Source organism: Citrobacter sp. XY323 (genome assembly GCF_025106035.1).
In the GTDB taxonomy this organism is placed as follows: Bacteria; Pseudomonadota; Gammaproteobacteria; order Enterobacterales; family Enterobacteriaceae; genus Citrobacter; species Citrobacter braakii.
On record NZ_JANYUK010000017.1, the window covers coordinates 42,587 to 65,031 of the forward strand.

At 52.7% G+C, this 22,445-nt stretch carries 21 protein-coding genes, 1 pseudogene and 1 other annotated feature; of the genes and pseudogenes, 8 read left to right on the top strand and 14 right to left on the bottom strand.

What is annotated here, in order from left to right:
• Window positions 1-241: 241 nt before the first annotated feature.
• The 3 genes from tisB to emrD all read left to right on the top strand — a co-directional run bounded on the left by tisB (window position 242) and on the right by emrD (window position 2,666).
• The gene (gene tisB, locus N0B36_RS21255) at window positions 242-331 is read left to right on the top strand and encodes a type I toxin-antitoxin system toxin TisB (RefSeq protein ID WP_003023909.1); all 90 of its coding nucleotides are present in this window, start codon (window positions 242-244) and stop codon (window positions 329-331) included.
• A gap of 123 nt (window positions 332-454) precedes the next feature.
• A complete protein-coding gene (locus N0B36_RS21260; RefSeq protein ID WP_016157806.1) occupies window positions 455-1,288 on the top strand; it encodes a DMT family transporter in 834 nt (277 codons plus the stop codon).
• A gap of 193 nt (window positions 1,289-1,481) precedes the next feature.
• Window positions 1,482-2,666: a multidrug efflux MFS transporter EmrD gene (gene emrD / locus N0B36_RS21265; protein WP_047498775.1), complete on the top strand. Its 1,185-nt coding sequence runs from the start codon at window positions 1,482-1,484 to the stop codon at window positions 2,664-2,666.
• Here emrD and N0B36_RS21270 read toward each other — a convergent pair.
• Together N0B36_RS21270 and dsdC are read right to left on the bottom strand one after the other, a co-directional pair.
• Window positions 2,593-3,675 carry a cellulase family glycosylhydrolase gene (locus N0B36_RS21270; RefSeq protein ID WP_153689875.1) on the bottom strand — a complete coding sequence of 361 codons (1,083 nt, stop codon included), beginning with the start codon at window positions 3,673-3,675 and terminating at the stop codon, window positions 2,593-2,595. The genes emrD and N0B36_RS21270 overlap by 74 nt on opposite strands.
• A 78-nt stretch (window positions 3,676-3,753) precedes the next feature.
• Window positions 3,754-4,680: a DNA-binding transcriptional regulator DsdC gene (gene dsdC, locus N0B36_RS21275; protein WP_016155054.1), complete on the bottom strand. Its 927-nt coding sequence runs from the start codon at window positions 4,678-4,680 to the stop codon at window positions 3,754-3,756.
• 229 nt (window positions 4,681-4,909) lie between these two features.
• On the opposite strand from dsdC, the gene dsdX reads away from it, so the two are divergent.
• Window positions 4,910-6,247, top strand: coding sequence for a D-serine transporter DsdX (dsdX, locus tag N0B36_RS21280; protein WP_016157809.1), 1,338 nt, complete (start codon window positions 4,910-4,912; stop codon window positions 6,245-6,247).
• Between the two features lie 17 nt (window positions 6,248-6,264).
• On the top strand, window positions 6,265-7,587 hold the full coding sequence (dsdA, locus tag N0B36_RS21285; RefSeq protein WP_049282843.1) for a D-serine ammonia-lyase: 1,323 nt from the start codon (window positions 6,265-6,267) through the stop codon (window positions 7,585-7,587).
• Between the two features lie 12 nt (window positions 7,588-7,599).
• Here the strand turns inward: dsdA and N0B36_RS21290 are convergent, their stop codons facing one another.
• From N0B36_RS21290 to N0B36_RS21310, 5 genes are all read right to left on the bottom strand, one after another.
• On the bottom strand, window positions 7,600-8,712 hold the full coding sequence (locus N0B36_RS21290; RefSeq protein WP_259688941.1) for an anaerobic sulfatase maturase: 1,113 nt from the start codon (window positions 8,710-8,712) through the stop codon (window positions 7,600-7,602).
• Entirely contained in the window at window positions 8,709-9,071 is a 363-nt protein-coding gene (locus N0B36_RS21295; protein ID WP_016155058.1) for a DUF202 domain-containing protein, read from the bottom strand. Before N0B36_RS21295 ends, N0B36_RS21290 begins: the two co-directional genes overlap by 4 nt.
• Complete coding sequence (locus tag N0B36_RS21300; protein WP_016157812.1) at window positions 9,061-9,408, bottom strand: YidH family protein; 348 nt, start codon at window positions 9,406-9,408, stop codon at window positions 9,061-9,063. The genes N0B36_RS21295 and N0B36_RS21300 overlap by 11 nt, the downstream gene beginning before the upstream one ends.
• Window positions 9,409-9,506: 98 nt before the next feature.
• Window positions 9,507-11,000: a sulfatase-like hydrolase/transferase gene (locus N0B36_RS21305; RefSeq protein WP_141875735.1), complete on the bottom strand. Its 1,494-nt coding sequence runs from the start codon at window positions 10,998-11,000 to the stop codon at window positions 9,507-9,509.
• The gene (locus N0B36_RS21310; RefSeq protein ID WP_259688942.1) at window positions 10,997-12,712 is read right to left on the bottom strand and encodes a solute:sodium symporter family transporter; all 1,716 of its coding nucleotides are present in this window, start codon (window positions 12,710-12,712) and stop codon (window positions 10,997-10,999) included. Before N0B36_RS21310 ends, N0B36_RS21305 begins: the two co-directional genes overlap by 4 nt.
• Window positions 12,713-12,879: 167 nt before the next feature.
• Here N0B36_RS21310 and N0B36_RS21315 point away from each other — a divergent pair, with 167 nt between their 5' ends.
• Window positions 12,880-13,773: an AraC family transcriptional regulator gene (locus tag N0B36_RS21315; RefSeq protein ID WP_259688943.1), complete on the top strand. Its 894-nt coding sequence runs from the start codon at window positions 12,880-12,882 to the stop codon at window positions 13,771-13,773.
• On the opposite strand, the gene N0B36_RS21320 is transcribed toward N0B36_RS21315, so the two are convergent.
• Together N0B36_RS21320 and N0B36_RS21325 are read right to left on the bottom strand one after the other, a co-directional pair.
• The gene (locus N0B36_RS21320) at window positions 13,770-15,092 is read right to left on the bottom strand and encodes a 6-phospho-alpha-glucosidase (protein ID WP_019078008.1); all 1,323 of its coding nucleotides are present in this window, start codon (window positions 15,090-15,092) and stop codon (window positions 13,770-13,772) included. The genes N0B36_RS21315 and N0B36_RS21320 overlap by 4 nt on opposite strands.
• Window positions 15,089-16,708 carry an alpha-glucoside-specific PTS transporter subunit IIBC gene (locus N0B36_RS21325; RefSeq protein ID WP_259688944.1) on the bottom strand — a complete coding sequence of 540 codons (1,620 nt, stop codon included), beginning with the start codon at window positions 16,706-16,708 and terminating at the stop codon, window positions 15,089-15,091. Before N0B36_RS21325 ends, N0B36_RS21320 begins: the two co-directional genes overlap by 4 nt.
• A gap of 223 nt (window positions 16,709-16,931) precedes the next feature.
• Between N0B36_RS21325 and N0B36_RS21330 the strand changes: the two genes are divergently transcribed.
• A complete protein-coding gene (locus tag N0B36_RS21330) occupies window positions 16,932-17,648 on the top strand; it encodes a GntR family transcriptional regulator (RefSeq protein WP_200080327.1) in 717 nt (238 codons plus the stop codon).
• Here the strand turns inward: N0B36_RS21330 and N0B36_RS21335 are convergent, their stop codons facing one another.
• The 4 genes and pseudogenes from N0B36_RS21335 to ibpA all read right to left on the bottom strand — a co-directional run bounded on the left by N0B36_RS21335 (window position 17,649) and on the right by ibpA (window position 20,525).
• Entirely contained in the window at window positions 17,649-19,310 is a 1,662-nt protein-coding gene (locus N0B36_RS21335; protein ID WP_046276202.1) for a putative transporter, read from the bottom strand.
• Between the two features lie 110 nt (window positions 19,311-19,420).
• A pseudogene (locus tag N0B36_RS24480) lies at window positions 19,421-19,522 on the bottom strand (DNA damage-inducible protein D); the annotation flags it as partial.
• Window positions 19,523-19,590: 68 nt separating this feature from the next.
• Window positions 19,591-20,019, bottom strand: a complete 429-nt coding sequence (gene ibpB / locus N0B36_RS21340; RefSeq protein WP_181547006.1) for a small heat shock chaperone IbpB — start codon at window positions 20,017-20,019, stop codon at window positions 19,591-19,593.
• Window positions 20,020-20,111: 92 nt separating this feature from the next.
• A complete protein-coding gene (gene ibpA / locus N0B36_RS21345; protein ID WP_003023882.1) occupies window positions 20,112-20,525 on the bottom strand; it encodes a small heat shock chaperone IbpA in 414 nt (137 codons plus the stop codon).
• Window positions 20,519-20,591, bottom strand: a sequence feature (ROSE (Repression Of Heat Shock gene Expression) occurs in the 5'-region of heat shock genes and acts as an RNA thermometer to modulate expression.). (Overlaps the previous gene by 7 nt.)
• A 235-nt stretch (window positions 20,592-20,826) precedes the next feature.
• On the opposite strand from ibpA, the gene N0B36_RS21350 reads away from it, so the two are divergent.
• Window positions 20,827-21,162, top strand: coding sequence for a YceK/YidQ family lipoprotein (locus N0B36_RS21350; protein ID WP_370686162.1), 336 nt, complete (start codon window positions 20,827-20,829; stop codon window positions 21,160-21,162).
• Window position 21,163: 1 nt separating this feature from the next.
• Here the strand turns inward: N0B36_RS21350 and N0B36_RS21355 are convergent, their stop codons facing one another.
• On the bottom strand, window positions 21,164-22,390 hold the full coding sequence (locus N0B36_RS21355) for a DUF3748 domain-containing protein (RefSeq protein WP_259688945.1): 1,227 nt from the start codon (window positions 22,388-22,390) through the stop codon (window positions 21,164-21,166).
• Window positions 22,391-22,445: the final 55 nt, after the last annotated feature.

Genomic DNA, 22,445 nt, shown 5'->3' on the forward strand with positions numbered 1-22,445 from the left:
TGACACAATGTCCATAAGATACTGTTAATTTATACAGTACTTATCTATAATGTCTCGGTACGCAATGTGTTATGCGGGGGCCGCATCGTAAACCGGCGCATCAAAGTCCTGGCTGAAACGGGTGGTGCCGTCAGCGCCTTAACCCCCGTGTGAGCACACTGTGTTATGTCAACAAAGGTGCTGGCAACAGGCAGCGGCGAGGTACGTCAGCACCGTGCTCCTTGTACCAAAAGGAGAGCGTATGAGCCTCGTGGATATCGCTATTCTTATCCTCAAACTCATTGTTGCAGCACTGCAACTACTTGATGCCGTTCTGAAATACGTTAAGTAATTCGGATTCAAGTCGCACCTAAGGGGAGCGGGTAACACTCCGCTCCCCTTTCACCTTCTCCCTGGTGCTTGTCTCGCGCCAATATGTTACGTTTTTATGACATTCTCAGGGAAGAACGCCACCATGACGCTTTCTGTTTTCTGCATTTTGCTGTTTGCCGCGCTGCTGCATGCCAGTTGGAATGCCATTGTTAAAGCTGGAAACGATAAACTGTACTCGGCGATTGGCGTCAGCGGCTCCGCGGCGATTATGGCATTGATCTGCTTACCCTTCGCGCCTCAGCCTTCCGCCGCCAGCCTGCCGTTTTTGGCCGTCTCAACCGCGTTGCAAGTGGTGTATACGGTCCTGGTCGCCAAAACCTATCAGGTTTCGGATATGAGCCAAACCTATCCTCTGATGCGTGGGACAGCACCGCTGCTGGTTGCGATTATCAGCGTCTTGTTCCTTGGCGATAGCCTGTCTGTGTTTGCCTGGGTGGGGATTGCTACGATCTGTCTGGCCATTCTCGGCATGGCATTTAACGGACGCAGCAGCTCACAACGCGGGATCGTACTGGCGCTCATTAACGCCTGCTTTATCGCCGGTTACACGCTGGTTGATGGCACCGGCGTACGCTTATCAGAAACCGCGCTCGGTTATACGCTGTGGACCTTCTTTCTGAACGGTTCCTGTCTGCTGGGCTGGGCGATGATCGCCCGGCGCCGGGAAGCGTCACGCTATCTGGTACAGCAGTGGAAGAAAGGTATTCTGGGTGGAATTGGCACGATGGGTTCTTACGGTCTGGCGCTGTGGGCCATGACCCAGGCTCCGTTGGCGGTGGTCGCAGCGCTGCGTGAAACCTCCATTCTGTTTGGCGCTCTGCTCGCCTGGCTACTGCTGAAAGAAAAGGTTGCCGGAATACGCCTTGTCGCGGCCGCCGGCATTGCCGTAGGCGCTGTCTTACTCCGCTTGTCATGATCGCGCCGTAACCCCGATTCAATCCGGCAACATTTGTTGCCGCTTTTTGTTTACATTTCCTGCCGTTCATCGCGTAAACATTCCAGCCCACTATCTGGCCTTCTTTTTCTGTTGTGGTAGATTCCACGCGCATTTACGGGAAAGTACAGCACCTTATTCTTCTTTTTTATCTTTTTTAAAAGTAATCAGCGAAATGAAAAGGCATAGAAGCGTCAATTTGTTGTTGATGTTGGTATTACTGGTGGCGGTAGGTCAGATGGCGCAAACCATTTATATCCCCGCGATTGCTGATATGGCGCGTGAACTGAACGTTCGCGAAGGAGCGGTGCAAAGCGTAATGGCCGCCTACCTGCTGACCTACGGCCTGTCACAACTGTTTTACGGCCCACTTTCCGATCGCGTTGGCCGCCGTCCGGTGATCCTTACCGGAATGTCTATTTTCATGCTGGCCACGCTGGTCGCGATTACCACCCACAGCCTGACGGTACTGATTATCGCCAGTGCAATCCAGGGCATGGGAACAGGCGTCGGCGGTGTAATGGCGCGAACCTTACCGCGCGATCTGTACGAAGGCACGCAGCTGCGCCACGCGAATAGTTTGTTAAACATGGGGATTCTGGTGAGTCCACTGCTGGCCCCGCTGATTGGCGGCATGCTGGATACCCTGTGGAACTGGCGCGCCTGTTACATCTTCCTGCTGGTTCTGTGCGCGGGCGTCACGTTTAGCATGGCGCGCTGGATGCCGGAAACGCGTCCTGCGGGCGCACCGCGTCCACGCCTTATCGCCAGCTATAAAACGCTGTTTGGTAACAGTTCTTTCACCTGTTACGTGCTGATGCTGATCGGCGGCCTGGCGGGCGTTGCGGTCTTCGAGGCCTGCTCCGGGGTATTGTTGGGCGCAAGGCTCGGTTTAAGCAGCATGGTGGTCAGTATCCTGTTTATTCTGCCCATCCCGGCGGCATTTTTCGGCGCCTGGTTCGCCGGTCGCCCGAATAAGCGTTTCTCGACGCTGATGTGGCAGTCGGTTATCTGCTGTCTGGTAGCCGGTTTAATGATGTGGATCCCGGGCCTGTTTGACGTGATGAACGTCTGGACGCTGCTGGTTCCCGCCGCACTATTTTTCTTCGGTGCCGGGATGCTGTTTCCGCTGGCAACCAGTGGCGCAATGGAGCCTTTCCCATTCCTGGCAGGCACTGCCGGTGCGCTGGTTGGGGGATTACAGAACATTGGTTCCGGCGTGCTGGCGTGGTTCTCTGCAATGCTGCCGCAGACCGGGCAAGCCAGTCTGGGCCTGCTGATGACCCTTATGGGACTGTTGATTTTTGTTTGCTGGCTTCCGCTGGCGTCACGCGTGTCGCATCAGGGGCAGGCGGTTTAAGCGTATGATGGCCCGGCTTATCGCCGGGCTTTTCGCATTCAGGCACGATCATCGTCGTCAGTAACGGCTCCAGCGCCGGACGCCAGGCGCCTTCCTCGCCATCATAAAACTGCGTATCCGCATTGATAGCATAGGGAATTTTCGCTTTTTTCAGTTCGCACGCCATAAATCGGGCAAACGCCATTTGCGAGGCAGAAGGCGCGTTCCTGATGGTTTCTCCTGGCGACCAGCCTCCCACCCAACTGACATGACCTGTTTTCTGCTGCCAGTGAATGGCGGTATTGATACGGGCGCGAATAGCGGCCTTTTCTGCCGCTGTGCCTGAGGTCCACGGATATTTACCATTATTTTTCAGCGGCCCCCACGGAAAAATATGCCATTGAGCCAGCACGGTATTCTGACTTTGCGGCGGCAGTTTCAGGTCAGGCAAATCTTCCGGCGCGGCGCGTAGTCGCGGCGCGATAAAAATCATCCGCTGCGGGTCGATGGCATGGACAGTACGAATGGTTTTGTCATACACCCGATTGAGCGATACCTGATTATGGTTGAGCTTATCAGAGGGTTCGTATATCAGGTCGAAACCCAGCAACGGCGAGCTTTGACCAAAGTAATGCGCCACCGCCACCCACCAGTTAACCACCTCTTTTTCGTTACCGGTACTGGGATCTTTTTTATATTCGTCAGCCTGATAGGCAATTATCGGGATCACGCCATACTGCTCGCAGGCTTCCACCAGCTTGCGCAGATGTATAAGCCGCGCCTCCGTAGGCTCTCCCGCCACGCGAATGCGCACGTGGGTTAACCCTTTCGCCTTGTAATCCCGCACCACCAGCGGATCGAATTCACGGATACCCCGATCGGTGCGCGCCCAGTCTACGTCCATCCCAACGCCAAGCTGCTGCGCATACTGCGCCGCAGTCAGCACAGGTTGCGCGGCACACACGGTGGCGCTGGCTAACAATAAAAGGGAAACAATCGGCTTTAACACGGTCGTCCTTACGCAAATCATCAGGAGTGATATCACGTATTTAGCATGCTTTTTCACTTTGCGTGTAGCGAGAAAGCGTAAAAAATATTCGCGGCCTGCTTATTTAACCTGTTCCTGAAGCCAGCGAATAAACGCCTCGATTTTCGGCCACTGTCTGCCAGGCAGGGTTGTGATGTAGTAGTGCTGATGGCATTTCAGCGCCATATCGCCAAAAGGCGCAACCAGCTCTCCACTGTCGAGGCGTTTTTGCACCAGCCGCTTTCGGCCCATCGCCACGCCGATATGATTCATCGCCGCAATCACCGCCAAATCAGAACGATCGAAACCAATTCCCGACGATGTCGGCAGATTCACCGAAAAATGCTGCGCCCAACTGTGCCATTCATCGGTCCCGGAGTCGTTACTCCACGCCTGTCTGTCATGCAGCAACGTACAGTGCGGTAAATTCACCAGCGAACCGGTAAGGTCATGGCGGCGAGCGTAGTCCGGGCTGCATACCGGCAGGATCTCTTCATCCATCAGGAAGTGGTGCGTGAGCTGCGCGGAGGGTGCGTCGTCAAAATAGATGGCCAGATCGACCCCGGCACGCTGCAGATTGACGTTGTCGTTCCCGGTCAGCATGGTCAGCGAAATCGACGGATAGCGACGGGTAAAGTCGCCGAGCGCCGGAACCAGCCAGCACTGAGCGATAGAAGGCCGTGAGTAGACGGTGAGGGTCCCGGACAACTCCTGATTTTTAATATCAAGGATTTCCTGATTCAGCGTATCCAGCGATGATTTCAGCGCCCAGAACACCCGCTTGCCCTCGTGGGTGAGTTCCACTTTACGATGCGAACGAACAAACAGCTGAATACCCAGCTCATCTTCCAGCTGATTAATGCGATGGCTGACAGCGCTGGGGCTTAGTGACAGCTCATCTGCCGCCAGCGCAAACGACTGATGTCGGGCCGCCACTTCAAAGGTATACAGCTTTGACAACTGCCAGCCGTTGAGCAGCCGATTTCTGACCTCGCGTAAGGGATCCATGTTCACCTCCTGTCCTCCTGATTCATTCGCCGGAGTGTAAAAAAGTTCGCTGCAAAAATCAGCACAAAGATGAATCAAGGTGAACCATATCGCATAAACAAAGCGTAATTAGACGTAAATCACCTACTTGATGCAATCTGGCTCATGTGAAAGGGGATTTATATCGTTTGTCAGACCATGCCTTATTTTTGTCCAATAACCCTATATTAATCACAGGGCAAGGTGAGTTATGCACTCTCAAATCTGGGTTGTGAGCACGCTGCTGATAAGCATCGTGTTAATCGTTTTGACCATCGTGAAGTTCAAATTCCACCCGTTTCTGGCGCTGCTGTTAGCCAGCTTCTTCGTGGGTACGATGATGGGTATGGGGCCGCTGGATATGGTCAATGCCATTGAGAGTGGCATCGGCGGTACGCTGGGCTTCCTCGCCGCGGTTATCGGCCTTGGGACCATTCTTGGCAAAATGATGGAAGTGTCCGGCGCGGCCGAACGTATCGGCCTGACGCTACAGCGCTGTCGCTGGCTTTCCGCTGACGTCATTATGGTACTGGTCGGGCTGATTTGCGGGATCACACTGTTTGTTGAAGTCGGCGTAGTGCTGTTGATTCCTCTGGCCTTTTCAATTGCCAAAAAAACCAATACCTCGCTACTGAAGCTGGCGATTCCGTTATGTACAGCGCTGATGGCGGTACACTGCGTCGTGCCGCCGCATCCAGCCGCCCTGTTCGTGGCGAACAAGCTGGGCGCGGACATTGGCACCGTGATTGTCTACGGCTTACTGGTGGGCTTAATGGCCTCGCTGATCGGCGGTCCGCTGTATCTGAAATTCCTCGGTAACCGTCTGCCGTTTAAACCGGTTCCGGCTGAGTTTTCCGACCTCAAGGTGCGCGACGAAAGTACGCTGCCATCGCTGGGCGCTACGCTGTTTACCGTACTGCTGCCGATTGGCCTGATGCTGGTAAAAACCGTCGCTGAGCTGAACATGGCGAAAGGCAGCACGGTTTATACGCTGTTGGAGTTTATTGGTAACCCGATCACCGCGATGTTTATTGCCGTTTTCGTGGCCTATTACATTCTCGGCCTGCGTCAGCACATTGGCATGGGTGCGCTGCTGACCCACACCGAAAACGGTTTTGGCTCCATTGCTAACATTTTGCTGATTATCGGCGCAGGCGGCGCATTCAACGCTATCCTCAAGAGCAGCGGACTGGCGGATACCCTCGCGCTGATCCTCTCGAACATGCATATGCACCCGATTCTGCTGGCATGGCTGGTGGCGTTAATCCTGCATGCTGCGGTGGGCTCTGCCACGGTGGCGATGATGGGCGCGACGGCAATCGTGGCCCCGATGCTGCCGCTCTACCCCAACGTTAGCCCGGAGATCATCGCCATTGCCATCGGTTCCGGCGCGATTGGCTGCACGATCGTCACCGATTCCCTCTTCTGGCTGGTGAAGCAGTACTGCGGCGCCACCCTAAATGAGACGTTCAAATATTATACGACCGCGACATTTATCGCGTCCGTTATTGCACTGGTTTGCACATTCCTGCTTTCCTTTATTATCTAAGCGCAAAGAGACTGACTATGGAAAACATTCAAACACTTATCGCCCAGCATCCTTTAGTGGAAGATCTGGTCGCTCTCAAGGAGACGACCTGGTTTAACCCTGGCACTACCTCTCTTGCGGAAGGTTTACCGTATGTTGGCCTGACAGAGCACGATGTTCAGGATGCCCACGCTCGTCTGACGCGCTTCGCGCCGTATCTGGCGCAAGCATTCCCGGAAACCGCAGCCACCGGCGGCATTATCGAATCTGAACTGGCCGCGATCCCGGCGATGCAAAAGCGGCTGGAAAAAGAGTATGGGCAGCGCATCAACGGCGAAATTCTGCTGAAGAAAGACAGCCATCTACCGATTTCCGGCTCAATTAAAGCGCGTGGCGGTATTTATGAAGTGCTAACCCACGCGGAAAAACTGGCGCTGGAAGCCGGTCTGCTGACCACACAAGACGATTACAGCATTCTGCTTTCGCCTGAGTTTAAACAGTTCTTCAGTCAGTACAGCATCGCCGTAGGCTCCACCGGCAACCTTGGGATGTCGATCGGCATTATGAGCGCCCGTATCGGCTTTAAGGTGACGGTTCATATGTCTGCCGACGCTCGCGCATGGAAAAAAGCCAAACTGCGCAGCCACGGCGTGACGGTCGTGGAGTATGAAGAAGATTATGGCGTGGCGGTTGAGCAGGGCCGTAAGGCGGCACAGTCCGATCCGAACTGTTTCTTTATCGATGATGAAAATTCCCGCACGTTGTTTTTAGGTTATGCGGTCGCCGGCCAGCGTCTGAAGGCGCAGTTCGCGCAGCAGGGGCGCGTGGTGGATGCCGACCATCCGCTGTTTGTTTACCTGCCGTGCGGCGTCGGCGGTGGGCCTGGCGGGGTGGCGTTTGGCCTGAAGCTGGCATTCGGCGATAACGTGCACTGCTTCTTCGCAGAACCGACCCATTCACCGTGCATGCTGTTGGGGATTTATACCGGGCTGCACGATACGATTTCTGTGCAGGACATTGGTATCGATAACCTGACAGCGGCTGATGGGCTGGCGGTGGGCCGCGCGTCCGGCTTTGTTGGCCGGGCAATGGAACGTCTGCTCGACGGTCTGTACACCCTGGACGATCAGACTATGTACGACATGCTGGGCTGGCTGGCGCAGGAAGAAGGCATTCGCCTTGAGCCATCGGCGCTGGCCGGGATGGCAGGTCCGCAGCACGTTTGCGCTTCTGCTGACTATCAGCAAATGCATGGCTTCAGCGCGGAGCAGCTCAATAACGCCACCCACCTGGTGTGGGCGACCGGCGGCGGCATGGTGCCGGAAGCCGAAATGGCGCAGTATCTGGCCAAAGGACGTTAAACGCCGCTGAACTTAACGCAGCATCGCCATCAGTTCCATCGGTGAGCGATGTTGCTTCAGAAGGTCACGCATCACGCGCATATGCGGCGCGGTATGATTGAAGAAAGCGCTGTATCCGCCGCAAATCGCACTCTTTCCACTGCTGTCGCGATGCTTTGGACAATCGCCATGGCAAAAGCGTAATAGCGAACACGCCTGGCATTCCGCGCTCAGCGTGGTTCTCTTGGACTGACCAAACGCCGCTGCCCACGGGCTGGCGTTGAGCTCACTCAACGACGTGCGATGAATATTACCCAAGCGAAAATCTGGGTGGACATAGTGATCGCACTGATACAAATCGCCATTCGCTTCCAGAGCAAAAGCATGTCCGCAGGTGGAGCTTAGCGAACACATCTGCGCCGGGTGTCCGCACCATACGCCCAGAGTTGAATCAAATAACTGGACGAATACGCGGCCAATATCCTCTCTGACCCAGATATCAAAGACGGTATTCAGGAAGGTTCCCCACGCCTGAGGCGGGACGGATTCGGCGGTAAGCTCGCCGTCTTCATCATATTCAACCAGCGGAATGAACTGCAAAAAAGGCGTGCCAAGCTGGCGAAGGTAGCGATACATCTGTCCTGGTCGCTGGCTGTTCAGAGAATTAACCACTACCAGCAGATTGAACTCCACCTGATGCTTACGGAGCCTGGCAATGGCGTCCACCACCTTATGGTGAGTCGGTTTTCCGCTGCGGTTAACACGATAAGCATCGTGCAACTCGGCGGGGCCATCCAACGAAATCCCCACCAGCCAGCCGTTATCGTGCAAAAACTGACACCATTCGTCGTTGAGCAAAATCCCGTTGGTCTGGAACGCGTTATGGATTTTCTTCCCTTCCCCGTACTGTTTTTGCAACGTCACTACGCGGCGGAAAAAGTCGATGCCACAGAGGGTTGGCTCTCCGCCCTGCCAGGCGAACATCACGTCAGCCCCCGGCTGTGCGGTGATATGCTGACGAATAAACGTCTCTAAGGTGGCGTCATCCATTTCGGGTTGAGTGGGTTTATCGATGTAAAAACAGTAACGACAATCCAGGTTACAACGAGAGCTGGCTGGTTTGGCCATGACCTGACATCCTGTCATGCTAAATTCCCGATAAACGCAATAAGTTGGCGGACATGCGTTACAGCAAACAGTATTGCGAGGGATAACACCGCGAGGGAGATCATAAATTTGTCACGCACCGCGCGAGATTCAGAAAAATCGCTATGCGTAACATCCATCAGATTACGGCTGCGGGTATAGCGCCACAGAACGATTGCCACCAGCGCCAGCACCACAATTGAAACCCAAAACAGGAAGCCCGCCTGATGCCAGTTGTGCTTCAGCGCCAACGCCATTAGCGCGCCATAACCCAGAAGCGTACGAAACCAGGCCAGCGATGTTCGCTCCGGTTGTAACCCCGGATCGGCGATACGTCGCGACTTACGGCTATCCGGCATACAGCACCAGTCCCATGACAATCACCGCGACAATAAACAAAATCAGACTGATGATTAACAGGCTATGGGTATAGGGCAAATCCTCTTTCAGGCGCATCGCCCTCTCATTACGCAGCCAGCGCAGGTAGCCATAAATCGCCAGACCACCGGCAAACAGGCATAGCAACAGCGCTAAAAGCTCACGAATTACCGGCGTGGCAAAATCCGGAGCCAGTTGGTCGAGACCAACGCCCGCCGCCAGAAACCCCAGCGCGGTACGGATCCACGCCAGAAAGGTACGCTCATTTGCCAGTGAGAAGCGGTAATCCGGGGCTTCTCCAAGGCGGGAAATTTTCATTCAAACTCCTCTGGCTGTCATTGCCGGATGGCGGCTAATGCCTTATCCGGCCGACAGGTAAGTGCAAATATGAGTATCTGCGCCAATTGGCATTGTAGTCAGAACTTCTGCTTTTTCTCCTCCACTTTTACGCCCTGGGTTGGTAAACCGGTGTCGTAATCGCGTACCACGGGAGAATAGCCGTCTTGCGGGCGCGGGCGAAAAGCGCCCATCCAGCGCGGTACAGCGTCAGGACGCCAGGGACGTAAACTCCACTGATAGGTGCGGAATGGATCGCGGATTTTATCCATATAGTCCAGCAGCGCGTCGTGCATCTGGCAGCGAACATCGGCTAATTGCGGCGAATCTATCTGGTTGTGTAGCTCATCGGGATCGTTTCGTCTGTCGTAAAGCTCATCACTGGTAAACAGGTTCAGCACCAGCTTCCAGTCATCCGTCACCCAGCAACGTACCGGTATAAATCCGCCAAAACTGTCATGTTCAATCTCATAACGATTGAACTCCACCATCACACCGCGTGGTTTTTCAACGGTAAGGATGTTTTCACCCGGCAGGATTTGTGGCTTCTCAATACCCGCCAGCGCCATCATCGTCGGCAGCAGATCGATATGGCTGACCGGCGTGTCTACCTGCATTGATTCTCCCTGAGGCGAGCGCATAATCAGCGGAATTCGCGTGATGTCGTCATACATCGCTGCCCCCTTACTGATAAGCTTATGCGCCCCCATCATCTCGCCATGATCGGAGGTGTAAATGACCCAGGTGTTGTCCCGCTGCATGGGCGTTAAGGTATTAATAACCCGGCCAATCTGGTCATCGACAAAGTCGTTGCAGGCAAAATAGAGCGGATGGTGATAGCGCCCATCATCACCTACCGGCGAAGGCATCGCTTCAGACCAAAGACGATGATGTTCAGGTTTGTTACTCAAAGAGTCGTGCGCCTTCATCCCCAGGTCATAATAAAAATCCTGATATTTCTGCAGATACTCCACGGGACAGGTAAACGGGTGATGCGGCTCGTCGTAGGAAACTACCATCAGGAAGGGTTCTTCATCACGTGCAGGGTGGCGGAGGAAATCAACCGCCCGGTTACTAATGCGGTGCGCCCAGGTAAAGGTTTCATTGATATTGTTAGCCAGCAAATCCTCCACGCTGTTCAGACCGTTACGCCACAAACCGATCTCTTTGTCCGTCAGTTCCGCGAGGTAATTTGCCCCGTCATACCAGTAGTCAGCATCCCATTCGGGCGGGCACTCACCGGTACCAAAGTAATCGTGCCCGTCGAGATGCCACTTGCCGATGTAGCAGGTGTGATAGCCCGCATCCTTAAAATAGCGTCCCATGGTGGAGATATTTTTCCCCGGCGCGACGTTATTGGTCCACGGGCCGGACTGGTTGGCATAAATACCGGTAAACAGCCCAGCGCGGGCCGGGGTGCACACCGGTGAGCAGGTATAAGCAGAATTGAAGCGAATACCTTCCGCCGCCAGGCTATCAATGTTATTGGTATTCAGAGACTTACCACTATAACAGCCGACCATATTGGTCGCCTGGGTATCAGTCATAATGAACAGAAAATTAGGGCGGGTCATGCTTTATCCTTAGCGTCAGAGACAGAAAGTGCAGTGGCCAAACGACGCGTCTGCCAGCTGCTATAAATTAAATACATCATCACTGCCGCCGTAATTGAGTAGCAGATAATCGTCAGCCATTGGGTGTTGTACCCTCCAAACTGCGCCAGTCCGGCATAGACGCCGAGCATCGCGGTCAGGATACCGACAGAGGCAAGTTTGGCGTTTTTCCACGGCTTCATGTCTACCGCAAAAGCATCATGGAATTTAAACGGCGTCGCACGCGGCTTGATAATGCCGATAACCAGCATCACCACCACGTTGATGCAGAAGGTACAGGCCAGTACGTAAAGGAAGTGAAAGTCGAACTTCACCAGATAATTAATGGTGATGTAGCTGACGATACCGAATCCCATAGCGACTTTCGCTGCCAGCGCAGGAATGCGCGGGAAAAAGAATCCCATGATGATGATGGTCACCAACGGCACGTTATAAATACCGTTGAGCTGTTTCATCCAGCTGTAGAGTCCTTCCGGTGCATTAGCGATCCACGGTGCTACCAGCACGGAAATTACCGCGATAAAGAATCCGAACTTACGCCCAACCCGAACCAGCTGTTCCGGTTGGGCGTGTTGATTAATAATCCGCCGATATATTCCCATGCTAAATAAGGTACTGGCGCTGTTTAAAAATCCATTGAATGTACTGATTACCGCGCCGAATAAAACGGCACCGAAAAACCCCACCAAAGGGACAGGCAGCACGTTATTTACCAGTGTCGGATATGCCATATCCGCCTTTGGCAGATCCTGGTATAGATGAAAAGCAATTAAACCTGGTAATACCAGCACCAGTGGATCGAGCATTTTCAATACCGCTGTGAGCAATGCTCCTTTCTGCCCCTCGGCGAGGCTTTTGGAAGCCAGCGTACGTTGTACGATGCCCTGATTAGTACACCAGTAGAAGGTATTCACCAGAATCAAACCGGTAAAGGCTGCACCTATCGGCAGCGGATCGTTCGCTCCACCAATTGAGTTTAATTTCTCCGCATGTACGGTGGTCAGTTGCTCAACACCTTGTAAAAAACTGCCTTTTCCCATCGCAATCAGGCCGAACACGGGGACCATCAATCCACCAATCACCAGCCCTATACCATTGATAGAATCGGCCACCGCCATCGCACGTAAACCGCCGATCACCGCATAAATAATCCCGGCAAGGCCCAGCAAAATAACCAGTAACCAGATTGCTGCGCCCTGAGAAATATTCAGCGATTCACCGATGTGAAAAAGGCTATTCAGCGCCAGCGCCCCTGAATAAAGCACAATCGGCAGGAAGCAGACGCCAGTGGCAATAAGAAAGCAAAAGTCGATAATGATCCGCGTGGTTTTATCGTAACGCTCTTCTAGGAAATCTGGGATCGTAGCGATACCACGTTGCAGATAGCGAGGTAGAAAAATCAGCGCCAGAAAGATAAGCGTCACCGCAGAGGTGACTTCCCAACCCATAACCGACATTCCGCTTTTGTAAGCCTGACCAGACAGACCAACCAACTGTTCGGTTGAAAGATTAGTTAACATCAATGACGCGGCAATCACCGGCGCTTTCAATGAACGCCCGGCAAGAAAATACCCTTGTTGCGATCCGGTATCCGTTTTACGTACCTTCCACCAGGTGATTAGCGCCACCAGCAGCGTAAAGCCCACAAAGCTCAGAATTTGTAGCGTATTCATCTCATAGCCCTTATTTTTCATTATGTCCCGGCAGCTGTAGGGGGAATGCAAGGTAATGTGCGCCGGGTCAGGCAGTCAGATTTCTTAAAATAAAAACGTCATATCCCTGAACAGATTTTTTCTGTTAAGTTCAGGTTGTGGGCATAATTCTCCGGTGGGAAATTAAAATGAATGGAAAGATGCAAAGTTCGCATGTAAAAAACGAAACTACGTACAATATTCCCCTGTTGATTCATGAAAGTGTGATCTCCAGCGGGATTTCATTGATCTCGCTGTGGCACACCTATGCCGACGAACATTATCGGGTTATTTGGCCACGTGATAAGAAAAAACCGCTGATTGCTAATTCATGGGTTGCGGTCTACACCGTCCAGGGCTGTGGAAAAATCCTTCTTAAAGGCGGTGAACAAATCACGCTTACCGGAAACTGTATAATCTTTTTAAAACCAACCGATATACAGTCTTATCACTGTGAAGGATTGGTATGGGAACAATACTGGATGGAATTCACACCAACCAACGTAATGGATATTCCGCTACGACAACAAAGCATTATTTATAATGGTGATATTTATAATCAGGAGCTGACCGAAGTTTCGCGATTAATTACATCCCCAGACTCAATAAAAAATAATCTGGCAGTCGCCTTTCTCACAAAAATAATTTATCAATGGATTTGTCTTATTTACGCCGAAGGTAAAAAAGACCCACAGCGAATACAGATTGAAAAACTGATTGCCACTCTACATGCCAGTCTACAAAAACGGTGGAGCGTGGCGGATATGGCAGCCACTATCCCCTGTAGCGAAGCCTGGCTACGTCGTCTTTTTTTACGCTATACCGGAAAAACACCGAAAGAATACTATCTGGATGCGCGGCTGGAACTGGCGCTGTCGCTGCTAAAGCAGGAGGGAAATACGGTCGGGCAGGTCGCTGATATACTTAACTTCTTTGACTCGTTTCATTTCAGCAAGGCGTTTAAACACAAATTTGGCTATGCGCCGTCGGCGGTATTGAAACATGCGGACCGGCACCCAGAGGATGCCGGTCAACTGGGTTAGCGCAGTTCCGGCCAGTACTCTTTGTTAGCGTCGATCAAATCATCCAGAATCGCTTTAGCTACAGACGCACTCGGCACGGTTTTCGACAGGGTGATAGCCTGCCACAAACGCTGGTAAGAGCGGTGTTCCCAGGCATCGACCACCAGCTTCTCAACCGCCACCTGCTGGCTCATCAACCCTTTCTGGAACTGCGGGATATCCCCCACCGTCAGCGGCTCCGGGCCGTTATGCCCCACCAGGCATGGGATCTCGACCATCGCTTCATCATCAAAGTTATGAATCGCACCATTATTTGGCACAATCAGCAGCATCCGCTCCTGAGTGTTAAAGGCGATGGCCGCCGCCAGATCGACAATGTAGGAAGCATGTTCGTCAATCTCCAGTTCACCGGCCGCAGAATGGCCCGCCTCAATAATGGCCCGGCAGGAACCGAACACCTGTTTTTCGCGGTGATCCATAACCTCGTTGGCACGGGTACGCTGCGGATTGGAGTGCTGGACCACGTAATCCGGGAACAGATAGTATTTCAGGTAGGTATTTGGCATGGTGTCCGGATCCAGCGCCTGCACATCCTTCGCCTTAGCGAAGGTATCGTTCCAGCTCGCCTCCGTATGCGGGTCGTTCGATGGCGGCACATAACCATGCTTCGCCACGTATTCACGCAGCTTCGGCATCAAATCGTTACCCTGGAGATCTTCAATTGATGTCCACCAGCCAAAGTGGTTCAGCCCGTAGTAGCGCACGCGCATCTGTTTACGATCTTTAAGGCCGACAATCTGCGCCATCCGTCCTTCAATACCGATGGGCATATCGCAAATATTGAGGATTTTCGCATTTGGACGCAGTCTACGCGTGGCTTCAGCCACAATTGCCGCCGGGTTAGAGTAGTTAAGCATCCAGGCGTTTGGTGAATATTTTTCCATATAATCCACCAGTTCCAGCACACCGCCAATAGATCGCATGCCGTAGGCAATCCCGCCCGGCCCACAGGTTTCCTGGCCTAACACCCCGTGACGTAATGGGATTTTCTCGTCTTGTTCACGCATTGGGTATTTACCCACGCGGATATGTGCCATCACGAAATCAACATCGGTAAACGCAGTTTTGGGATCGGTGGTGTAACTAAACTCTATCTCCGGCGCCTGCTCTTTGAGGATGATTTTACACGCCTCGGCAATCACCTCCTGACGCGCGCCATCGTTGTCATAAAATTTCAGCGCACGAAGCGGGAAACGGTCCTGATTTGCCAGCAACATCAGCACGATGCCCGGCGTAAAGGTACTACCACCACCTGCGATAACCACTGAGAATTTTTTCATGATACTGCCTCCGTCATGGGGATCTGTTCGTTTGATAAAGTAGATTTCATTAGCGTTTCGAGCTGGTCGCGTACCTGAGGGACGTGTAAACCAACAATGACCTGAATACCATTGCCGCGACGCACAACACCGTGTGCACCCAGCGCTTTGAAGACGTCATCGCTTTGCGTTTTCGCCATGTCGTGAAGCGCAATCCGCAGGCGAGTGGCGCAGTTATTAATACTTTCGATATTGCCTGCGCCGCCTAACGCTTGCAGAAAACCGGCCGCCTGCCCCAGGTTGGTGTCTGGCGCAGCAGCGGTGGTTTGCCCACGCGCGGCTTTATAGTCAGCTTTGGTGTAGAGTTTGATTTCGCTATCTTCCCGGCCCGGCGTTTTCAGGTTGAAGCGCAGGATCAGCGCGCGGAAGATGGTGAAATAGATCGCGGTAAAGGCCAGGCCAATCGCTATCTGGGTGAACATCATTCCGGCATGGTTGTGGAACATTGGGATCCAGTTTTGCGGTAAGAACTGGTCAAGCAGGCCGCCACCCATATTGCCTACCACGCCGCAGAGATACATTACCGTCGCCATGGAGGCCGCCAGCACGGCGTGTACCGCAAACAGCAAGGGTGAGATAAACAGGAAGGTGAACTCCAGCGGTTCGGTAATCCCAACCAACACAGCCGTTAGCGTAGCGGGGATCAATAATCCCGCCACCTTCACCCGGTTTTCCGGAGAGGCAGTGAAGTAAAGCGCCAGAGCAATACCTAATGAACCAAAGATTTTCGAATTGCCGTGCAGAGCAAAACCCCCTTCCGGGAACAGCGTTTTCAGCGACTCTGTGCTTTGGCTGAATTCCTGCAAATGCTGCGCCCAGTAGACCTGGATGCCGCCTTCCACCGCCGCAGGGCCGAAGATAAATGGACCATAGACGAAGTGATGCAGCCCAGTCGGGATCAAAATACGCTCAAGGAAGGTATACACCCATACCCCCAGCGCCCCCGCAGAACGCAGAAAGGCTTGCAGGGATTCAATCCCCATCTGCACCTTTGGCCAGCCCAGCAGCGTCAGCCAGGCACAGGGGATCATCACCAGGAAAGCAATGATCACCACAAACGATGTCCCCTGGAAAATACCAAGAAATACCGGCAACGGTTTATCGAAATAACGATTGTGCAGAGCGGTAACAATACCGGAAATGACAATGGCGCCGATGATGCTGGTATCAAGTGTTTTAATCCCGGCCATCATCGTTAAGCCGCTACCTGCTGTCGGGTCTGCGCTAAAATCCACGCCGAAGAAATCTCCCCAGGTCATGCCCATGGCATTGATGAAGTAATTCCACGTAAGAAAGCTGACCAGTACCGCCAGACAAGCGCGCCCCTGAGCCTGTTTCGCCAGACCGATCGGCAGACCAACGGCGAAAATCAGCGGCATATTGCGAAATACCGTCCAGCCACCTTCTTCGATGATATGAACGATTTGTGCGAACAAACTGTTGGGATCGGTAAGCGCTTCACCCACAAACAGCGGGTTGCGCAGCATAATAGCGATACCGACGACGATACCGGCAAAGGGAAACAGCAGCACCGGGGTGAACATCGCGCCGCCAAAGCGTTGTATTTGACTGAGCATTTTCACATCCTCATATAACAACCAGTAGGGGAGAGGCCTTTTTTGTAGTGATTGCTGGCCTGATACGAGAATAGAAAGTTGCGATCCTTCAGACATGGCATGCCGCTGCGATTCGTGATCGCTTTCATGGTTTTAATTTCGGCAATGAGGTCTACTTTTTACGTAAAAGTTAGACATCAAAAGGTTTATGGTGCGGTAATTAAAAGAAAAAAGAGGTCTGGTAGTGATCTACAAATCAATTGCGGAACGACTACGAATTCGCCTGAATTCGTCTGATTACAACATCGGTAGCCCGTTGCCGGGTGAAAAAAAGCTTGCCCAAGAGTTCGCGGTTTCACGAATGACGATCCGTAAAGCAATTGATATGTTGATTGGCTGGGGATTGGTCGTACGCCGTCATGGGAGCGGAACTTATGTGGCGCGCAAAGATGTCCATCATGAAACCACAAACCTGACCGGACTGGCGGAAGTACTGAAGCGACAAGGGAAAGAGGTCACCAGTGAAGTACTGGTATTTGAAGTGATGCCCGCACCACCAGCAATTGCCAGCCAACTGCGTATCCAGATTAATGAACGCATCTACTTCTCACGTCGCGTTCGCTATGTGGACGGCAAGCCGCTGATGCTTGAAGACAGCTACATGCCGGTAAAATTATTCCGTAATTTATCGCTGGCGCATCTGGAAGGGTCAAAATTCGATTACATCGAGAAAGAGTGCGGAATAACTATCAGCGGCAACTATGAAAGTCTGACTCCCGTTCTTGCCGATAAGCAGCTTTCCGCGCAGATGAACGTACCTGAACAGACGCCATTGCTGCGGATTACCTCACTGTCCTACAGCGATAGCGGGGAGTTTTTGAATTATTCGGTGATGTTCAGAAACGCCAGCGAGTACCAGGTGGACTACCACTTACGGCGCGTCCACCCAGACTCAACCTGACTAACCCATCCCCCAAAAAATCACCGCCAGCAGTTGCGGCGTGATAATTCGCAGGAACATCACCAGCGGATAAACGGTCGCATACGACAGCGCCGCTGCCCCGCTGGTGGCATGCAGGTTGTTAGCAAATGCCAGTGCAGGCGGATCGGTCATTGAGCCAGCCAGCATGCCGCACAGCGTGAGGTAGTTCATTTTGACGAAAATCCTCGCCAGCAGCCCCACAGTAATCAGCGGAATCGCGGTGATGAAAATACCGTAGCCCACCCAGCTCAGGCCATCCCCCTGCGTCAGAGTATGAACAAAATCACCGCCTGACTTCAGACCAACCACTGCGAGAAACAGCACGATACCCAACTCTCGCAGCGCCAGGTTAGCGCTGGGGGGCATAAACCAATACAACTTACCGATGCTGCCAATACGCCCCAGGATCAACGCCATAATCAGCGGCCCACCGGCCAGCCCCAGTTTTAGCGCCACCGGGAACCCCGGAATGAATAGCGGGATTGAACCCAGCAGAACACCCAGCCCGATCCCGATAAATACCGGCAGCATCTGCACCTGCTGCAGTTTTTGCTGGGCGTTACCCACCACATTGGCAACAGTATCAATCGAGGAAGGTCGGCCAACCAGATTGAGGATGTCGCCAAACTGCAGGCTGGCGTCGCTGCTGGCTACCAGCTCAACCCCCGCACGGTTCAGACGGGAGATAACCACGTCGTAACGCTCTTTAAAATGCAGGTCGCGAATTCGTTTCCCCAGCACCTGTTCGTTGGTCACCACCACGCGCTCAACGCGTAAATCGGTGCCTCGCGTCGACAGCGATGTGTCCACCTCCTGCCCAATCACCACCTGCGCGTTGTGCAGATCAGCAGGCTGACCAACCAGGTGTAGCAGGTCGCCCATCTGGATAATTGTCCCCGGCGACGGCACCATCAATGTTTCTTCACGTTTCAAACGTGAGCAGATGATTTTGTCGCTGTTCAGGATTGGGACATCCTGAATCGCCATATTGTTGAGGTTCGGGTTTTCCACACGGATATTCATCGTCTGAATCAGCGCGTGTCCGTTGGTCAGCGTGGATTCATGCTGATGGGCTTCGGCATCGACGTTAACGCGAAAAATTAGGCGCATCAGCCACATAGTGAGCAAAATACCGCAGATACCAAAAGGATAAGCCATGGCATAGCTCATCCCCATCTGATCCACCACATCAACAGGAGTACCCAGATCGCGCAGAATCTGCTGCCCCGCGCCTAACGCCGGAGTATTAGTGACCGCACCGGAAAAAATGCCCAGCACCACGGGAAGGGGAATGGCAAAAATCTTATGCAGGATCGCGGTGACCAGGCCACCCATGATAACAATCAGCACGGCAAACAAATTCAGCCGTAGGCCCGAAACGCGCAGTGACGCAAAAAAGCCCGGCCCCACCTGAATACCGATGGTGTAGACGAAAAGAATCAGGCCAAATTCCTGAATAAAATGCAGCATGTCGCCGCTCAGGGTCATCCCTGCCTGATCGACAAAATGCCCGACAATAATACCGCCGAACAGCACGCCTCCGATGCCAAAACCAACACCACGTATTTTTATGTTGCCGATCCATAATCCGACAACTGCCACCATTGCCAGAACGCTGACCGTCAATGCTATATCACTCATTTTCCTGTTCCCTGTGAATAACATTTTATTTAACGAGGATTATGACTGAACCGTTCAGGCATGAATGCAGAGTGGCGCACATTATCATGCTACAGAGCGCCCAGGAGCGCTTAAGAAGAGCGTTCTTTACTGTTTTTCTTCACGTCGATTTGAAATTGCTGAATGCTTTTTTCTGGCAATGGCAGCGCTTCCGGCATCCTGCCCTCCAGATCATAGTTTCATGTGGGCTGAGGCACAAAAAAGCCCCGTCATTTCTGGCGGGGCAAAGGCATGGAGCTATTTAACTGTCTAATGCGGGACGTTCGCTGATGGCGATACGTTGTGGAGTGATGGTTTCAGGTTCATTCCGGGTCAAATCGATATGCAGCAAGCCGTTAGTGAAGCTTGCGCCGGAGACTTCCATATTTTCAGCCAGCGTAAAGCTCAGGCTGAACGGCTGAGTGACCAGCCCCTGATGCAACCATTTGGTCTCTTTTTCCGGCTGCTGCGGCGTACCTTTCACGGTCAGGCGCGTGCCTTCCAGTTGAATATCCAGATCTTCCTGGCGGAAACCGGCTAACGCAAGGGTAATGCGGTAGTGGTTATCATCGCTCTTTTCGATGTTATAAGGCGGGAAGCTCTGGCTTTCGCCAGTGTTTTGCAAGGCATTGGCCAGTTTGTCAAAACCGATCCATTGACGCAGCAGTGGGGATAAATCGTAGTTACGCATAATAATCTCCTTCTAAGAAGCGAGTAAGTACCTTTTGGCTCCCTGACGGCAAGCCGATTGCTTAGCAGGGCCGCCTGAAGCGGCCCACAGAATTAGTTGATTTCGATGCGGCGCGGCTTATTCGCCTCGGGAATCACGCGTTCGAGATCGATATACAGCAGACCATTCACCAGGTTCGCGCCGCGAACATGAATGTTCTCCGCTAACTGGAACTTACGTTCGAAGTTGCGCTCGGCAATCCCCTGATACAGGTAAGTACGTTCTTTTTGATCGTCCGCATGGGCGCCTTTCACCACCAGCAGATTGTCCTGGGCAGTAATTTCCAGTTCGCTTTCAGCAAAACCAGCAACGGCAATCGCAATTCGGTAATGGTTTTCGTCTACCAGCTCAACGTTATACGGAGGGTAGCCGCCATTGCTCTGGCCCTGATTGTTTTCCAGCAGGTTAAACAGGCGATCAAAACCAATAGCAGAACGGTACAGTGGGGATAAATCAAAGTTACGCATAATCAATAGCTCCTGAAATCAGCGAGAATAATAGACCTTCCATCATGGACAGGTCAGGTAGCCAGGACACCCATCAGGCATGCCCTTCATTTGTCTACACTCTAAAAATGGGTCTTAATACAAACTTTTCAAGCGTATTCATCTGACTTTTTTTGCAGTTTGTTGTCTATTGCATACACTGGTGGGAGCAGTTGTTATCGTTAAATCGCGATAGCCGCCACAGTGTGACGAAATGGTGATGTTATTTTCGCAACGGATCGCTTTAACTCACCATGCAAACACAATAAATACAGATGAAAAAATGATGATAAAAAAAATATTGGTAACACTGACAATGTGCAGCGGGATGGCGTTTGTGAGCGGCTGTTCCAGCATTATGTCGCATACCGGGGGCAAAGAAGGGACGTATCCTGGCACGCGCGCCAGCGCCACAATGATTAGCGAAAGTGATACAAACTGGGGAACCAAGTCACTGGCGATTCTGGATATGCCGTTTACCGCAGTACTGGATACAGTATTACTTCCGTGGGATCTCTTTCGCAAAGATAACTCGGTGAGATCCCGTGTAGAAAAAAGCGAGGAGAGAACGCAGGCCGCGAACGCCGTTATCCCTCCGGCTGAAATGCCTGCTCCTTAAGTTAACGCCCAGTCTCTGTTACCCACAGCTGGCGGAAACCCTCGACGTCTTCCATCCACGCAACCTGTCGACCATCAGGAGAGAAGATGATCGCATCGCCCGATGGTGGGTTGCCGTGACGGTCCGTTAAAAAATCAACCTCTCCCGTCTGAGCATCACAACAAGCAATTTTGTTATCCAGTACAAACCCCAGCCATTTCCCCGACGGATGCCAGTTGAATGCTGACTGAATATCCGTGGTGCAGCGGGTAAGCTGACGCGGTTCCCCTCCTTGTGGGGAAATCAGCCACAGTTGCACAATGCCGACGTCATCACGCATTAAAAACGCAATTTCAGATGCCTTCGGATTACTGCGCACCCAATGGCGCGGCTGATTTACCAGACCGGGAAAGGCGCGCGCATGAGTAAACGTCAGGCGGCGTTGATAAATACCGAATGGCGGCGCAGGCATTGTTGCCTCAGTGCCCTCCAGCGGAGCGTCACCCGGCTGTTTCCAGCCGCTTTCATCCTGTGGTAAATCAACAATAAATAACTCCGGCACTTTCTCGCCCGTGACTGATAACGTATCACCGATAAACGCCAGTCTGTTTTCCCCTACCCAGCCCTCTTCATAGGCGCGGTTAATCTCATCGCTACCCGGTTTAGGCGTGGGTGTCGTCTGGGTTACCAGCACGCACCAATGGCTCCCGCTGTACTCACGGGGATGCTGCGCGGAGACCGTCACCGGACCATAGGGCGCAGCCACACCGACATTGCGTAAATCCAGCGCCGGTGAGCGCTCATGCAGCACATGGTCGTTATAGGTGAAACTGACAAACTCGCCGCTCGGGCTAAATACATGCACATGGCTACCACCGCGCAGCGCACCCGGCGTATATGGGGCGGTAATATCCATCGCATCCAGATTCTCCACTTTTGCCTGCGTAGCTATCACCCCACGCCGATGATGGAAGTCGTAATGCCATGTTTCATCAGGATTTTCAGGCCCATGAATAAACACATATTTTTCCAACTTTGGATGAACGGTCACCACGCCAACGTGCGATCCCTGCATGGCCCGATAAATCACCTCCAGCTCGCCAGTATGAATATTGACGCGCTCAATTGTGTCGCCGGTAAAAGAGGCACCGGAAGGGCGCACATCAAAGACCAGCCACTGGCTGTCCGGTGTCCAGGTATTGATATTGGTAAGCTGATGATTACGCGGCGTAAAGGTGATTTGCTTCATGGAATGCCCTGATACAAGACGATTTCAGCAATCATACTTCACAAGCACTTCACTT